Annotated in this window: 3 protein-coding genes and 1 pseudogene; all 4 read right to left on the bottom strand. The window is 51.4% G+C overall.

Going from position 1 to position 4,342, the window contains the following annotated elements; all coding sequences use genetic code 11:
* Positions 1 to 207: 207 nt before the first annotated feature.
* Positions 208 to 561, bottom strand: a complete 354-nt coding sequence (locus tag LCH64_RS28145) for a DUF596 domain-containing protein (protein WP_202368474.1) — start codon at positions 559 to 561, stop codon at positions 208 to 210.
* Positions 558 to 3,482, bottom strand: a complete 2,925-nt coding sequence (locus LCH64_RS28150) for a hemagglutinin repeat-containing protein (protein WP_226501955.1) — start codon at positions 3,480 to 3,482, stop codon at positions 558 to 560. Before LCH64_RS28150 ends, LCH64_RS28145 begins: the two co-directional genes overlap by 4 nt.
* Before the next feature lie 192 nt (positions 3,483 to 3,674).
* Positions 3,675 to 4,040, bottom strand: coding sequence for a hypothetical protein (locus tag LCH64_RS28155; protein ID WP_226501956.1), 366 nt, complete (start codon positions 4,038 to 4,040; stop codon positions 3,675 to 3,677).
* Positions 4,041 to 4,042: 2 nt separating this feature from the next.
* Positions 4,043 to 4,252 (bottom strand): annotated as a pseudogene (locus LCH64_RS28160) (deaminase domain-containing protein); the annotation flags it as partial.
* Positions 4,253 to 4,342 lie beyond the last annotated feature (90 nt).

Here is a 4,342-nt window from a genome sequence, read left to right on the forward strand (position 1 = left end):
TCCGAACGCTGATGCGTTGCCAGAATGGCAGCAGCGAACGGCTTGCCTCCTTTCTCAGGCTTGCTCCAGACAACATCTCCCACCTTGAGCGACTCAATAGCGCGGTCGCCTTGCGGTGTAGAAACTTTCGTACCCGCAGCAAAGCAGCAAGGCCCCTTCGTTACTGGGGTTCCCGCTGTGCCTTTTGCACCAACTAACCTAGATAAATTATGTCCATATCTCCTGGCCAGCGGAGGTAAACCATACTACTCCAACCGGAACGGTAGTTAAAAACCAAAATCCAAAACCATCAAGTTCATCCTCCTCAGGGTGAACAGGCCATGCGAGTGCAATGATACTAATTTGCTCATCAATACTACCAGAGAGATAATTTCCATCTGACGCCAGCTTTAAATGCCCTTCGAGCATTAGACGCCTCAGTAATTCGAGAAAAATTTCCGCTCTTTCTTCATTACTTATTTTCAAGTGCGAAATTTCCACACTTAAGTGCTGCCAAATCGATCCAATTGATAGACCGAAGGAGCTACTTAGAATAGCTGAGTACAAAAAATCTATATTCATTTGAATTTAATCTCGATTCGTTTCCCAGCATTAATAGACGGATTTATTACATCTATGGTCCAAGCTGCGCCTGACTGTTGAGTTGAGTTCGAGAAATTCCTCAACGTAATTTTACTACCTGCGTTAGCTCCAGAAGTAATCGTTGCAGCATAAACATCCCCTTTCCCGGAAATCGACTTTACGACTGGCATATATTCAGTTCCTGTCAACTGTCTAAAATAGCTTATTACATCTGATGTCGTAGTGCCAGAATAAACAGGCGCACCAACACTGAGATAAGGGTCAGCTTGGAGCGTCTTTCCTCCTATACTCAATTGAAAATCCTTTGGTTGAAGACTTGAATTATTGTTCTGCGATTCAAGATCGCTAATTCGGTTATCAGATTGCTGCTGTAGAATTACCCCGGGCTGCTTACCTGTTAAATCAGGGCCTTTGGGGTTCTGCGCTATTCGGTCTAGTGCATCTTTCACAGCATCAACTATCGAGCTACCTTTTGCACCGGCGGTCCTTACGACATCTTTCGCCACCTGCTTCTTCGCCAGCGCCTCCAGAACCGCATCGATAACAACCTTGCCACTGCGAATCCCGGTCATCGAAAGGAGCACATCATCAATAATAGTGGATGACAATATTCCTTTGCCCGAAATGGCCGACAGTCGTTCAGCAGTGTTCGCTAAATCGGACGCGTAGGTCGAAATGCTGGATAGCTCATTTTCATACTGAGTCGTCTGGTCTTTACCGAACTGGCTCCAGTGCTGGTACACAGCTCCCGGGCCATAGGTCCCGTCAGCATTGAACAAGGTAGAGTCATTGAATTGCGCATCTGTCGCATTGAACGCGTAAACCGGTGCTCCGTTGGCAATAATCGGTCGACCGTCACTCCAGGTCAGCGGGATTTTTTGACCGGCCAATTGGTTGATTGCTGCATATGCGTCGCCCATATCTACAGCGAAGTTCCTGGACTCCGGATCATCACCGACAGCGTTTTGCATTACGCTTTTCAGATGTGCGAGACCGGCAGCGTCTACTTCAGTGCTGGCTGCGAGCAGTAACAAATCTTCCCACTGAGCGCCCGAGCGCGATCCTCCACGCGCTTGCAGCTCCTCAGCTTTTTTCTTCAGCAGCGGGATTTCCTGTTGCTTGTGCAATTTGCGGTTGAACATCTCGACACCGGTTGCACTGGTAACCGCAGTCGTCGCACCTGTTGCTCCGCCACCAGACCCCGCCGCCGCGCCAAGACCCGAAGCAATCAAGGTGGTCAACGAATCCTGCTGCTTGTCGCTGAGGCCACTATCTTTCAGGGCTTTGGCAATCATTGGCATCAGAGCCGCTGAGACTCCTGCACCCAGCGCACCAGCTGCAACGCTGCTGCCCGACAACCCCATTACCGCGCCAACCAGCGAGTGCAGCATGACGCGTGCGGCCCCGCCTTCGGCCCACGCCGCTTGAGTCACACTGTCAGTAGCATCGCGTGCTTGCTTGTCGGCGTAGTCGCCGATTTTTTTGAACGCGTCATTGGCCGTGGTGTTGGCAACGATACCGATGGCCGTCGTGCCGCCCACGCCTCCCAGGCCCACAGCAATCAAACCTGCCGCAACATCCGCCATGATGCGTTTTTCGCCGCCCACCTCCCAACTTTTAAGCTCGATGAGTGCAGCCAGACGCTCCTCGTCGGTCGTGGCTGACTTCATTTTGTCAGCAGCCGCTTGCTGCTGCGCGCTTGCCACTTTGCCGATTATGTTTCGCGACAGCGAAACCGTGCTCTGAATCAGATCAATCCGCTCTTGAATGGCTTTTTGATCAGGTTTATCCAGAGTCTCATTGGCATTTGCGGTATCGCGATTCAACCCGACCAGATCGTTCACGCCTGCCGAATTGCGAACGATGATGGTGCCTTCGCTGACAGCACTGCGGGTCTTGCTCTGATCCGAATCTTCAAGCGCCAGCGGAATACTGCCGCCAACACTTGTGCCGGACTTGCCACCATACGACAGCGAAATACCGGCCGACTGGGCACTGATCTCGCTCGTGTTTTTGATGTCACTGACGAACAGCCGATCGGTACTCAGCAGGTTCTTGTCTGGCGTTGCCTCACTGGCAATGACTGCCCCTTGCAGAGTGGTGTTTTTACCAACGGTGATGTCGTAGCCACCATTGCCGGCGAACAGGCCGCTCTGATCTGTCACTGCCTTGTAGTCACTGTTCATGTTGCCAGCGGCGAGGCTCGCAGACCCAGTGACGGTTGCTCCATAGCAGAATGGCGGAATACAGATACTGGCGCCGAAGCCCGCACTGCCCTGCTTACTGCTCTGAGTCTCGGTGTCCTGACGCGAGGTAATATTGAGGTTACCGTCGACCAGTGCCTTGATACTGTCGGCCCGAACCTGTGCGCCTGCCAGCGTCGTATCGTTACCGCTGTGCAGGGACAGCGAGCCAGTATCCAGGGTCGTATTGACCTGGGTAACCGAGCTACCGGTACCCTTGTTTTTAGCAACCGACGCACCTAGGTCAAGGGTGAAGCCATTCTGTTCGCCCAGGTTGAAGCTCGCCCCGATGGCGGTTTTGTTATTGCTGCCGTTGTTGGCCCAGTCAGCGGTGTTCTGCGCGCTTTCCAGAACGATGTTGTTCTTGGCAATCAGCGCAGTGTCGGCGGCTTTCAAGCTGCTGCCGACGATATGAATGTCACCGGCCGTTCCCGGCACCCCGCCATCAGCGATGATCAACAGGTTCTGGCCCGCATTGATCGTGCTTTGTTTCGCTGTCTGACTGTTGTACTCACTGGTGCTCTTGCTGTGGGTGTTCGCCAGTTCAGTGCCGATCTTTATCAACGAACCATTGCTGGCAGAGCCCTGTTTTTTGCCATAGTCCGAACCCGCACCTTCGGCGCTTCCCGCCATACCGCCGAGGTCGTTCAACGCCATGGCAGCTTGAGCATATTTGACTGCTTTAAGGCGCGGGTCGTCGGCGTTCTTCGCCGCTTCGACCGAGTTGGGTCAACGGGGACAGACCACATTTTCCGAGTGTTTTCTAAACGTGGTCTGTCCCCATTTACCCCTCATTTATCACAGGTCCACCTTCATAGAAGCAATTGAAACCCGGCCTAATAATTTCAATCACAAAAACAATTTTCTAACAGTGTCCATATCAGACTGGATAATCTCTAATTCTTTATCATCAACGCCGATTTCTATAAGACTCTCAACGCTGCACTTTTCGTACGTATCTGCCAAAACCTCCAACATATCAATCGCATATTGACTTTCCCTTGACAGCCTTAGCCCACGACGAATGCCTTCCATATAAATAGCAGTCTGAAGAACTGCGTTAGCGCCAGGAGCATCCGCTCGCATAAGACGCTCCAATTCATCTTGAGTATACGCAAACGCTTGTTCCGGAAGAAAACCAAGTTCATCAATCGCGTAGCTATAGTTCCCTGCAACCATAGCTCTAGCCTGATTAAACATACTATCGACTCGCATATTCAATTTTCCACTGCAAATACATTCAGTTGAATTTTTGGATAGCGATCACGGAACTGGGTGATCACATCCGTACAGCTAGGGCAGACAGCCTTCTCGGAGATTAAGTCGATCCTTCCAACTGCACCCTTGTTATCACCGAGCCGTTGCGCCACTGTTTCAAGAATCTTGAATTCCGTATCCATATCTCGCATGTACCCTTCAGGTGAGTTTACATATTTGCTCGATGCAACCTATGGCTTCAAGACCCATGTATCCACATCACTTGGCGGTTTCGGCAAATAGGATCCTTCACGATCACT

This window comes from Pseudomonas sp. MWU16-30322, assembly GCF_020515535.1.
In the GTDB taxonomy this organism is placed as follows: domain Bacteria; phylum Pseudomonadota; class Gammaproteobacteria; order Pseudomonadales; family Pseudomonadaceae; genus Aquipseudomonas; species Aquipseudomonas fluorescens_H.

Excerpts from the sequence above, each read along its gene's own strand:
- LCH64_RS28155 (WP_226501956.1), bottom strand. The coding sequence starts at position 4,040 with ATGCGAGTCGATAGTATGTTTAATCAGGCTAGAGCTATGGTTGCAGGG.
- LCH64_RS28145 (WP_202368474.1), bottom strand. The coding sequence starts at position 561 with ATGAATATAGATTTTTTGTACTCAGCTATTCTAAGTAGCTCCTTCGGT.
- LCH64_RS28150 (WP_226501955.1), bottom strand. The coding sequence starts at position 3,482 with ATGGCGTTGAACGACCTCGGCGGTATGGCGGGAAGCGCCGAAGGTGCG.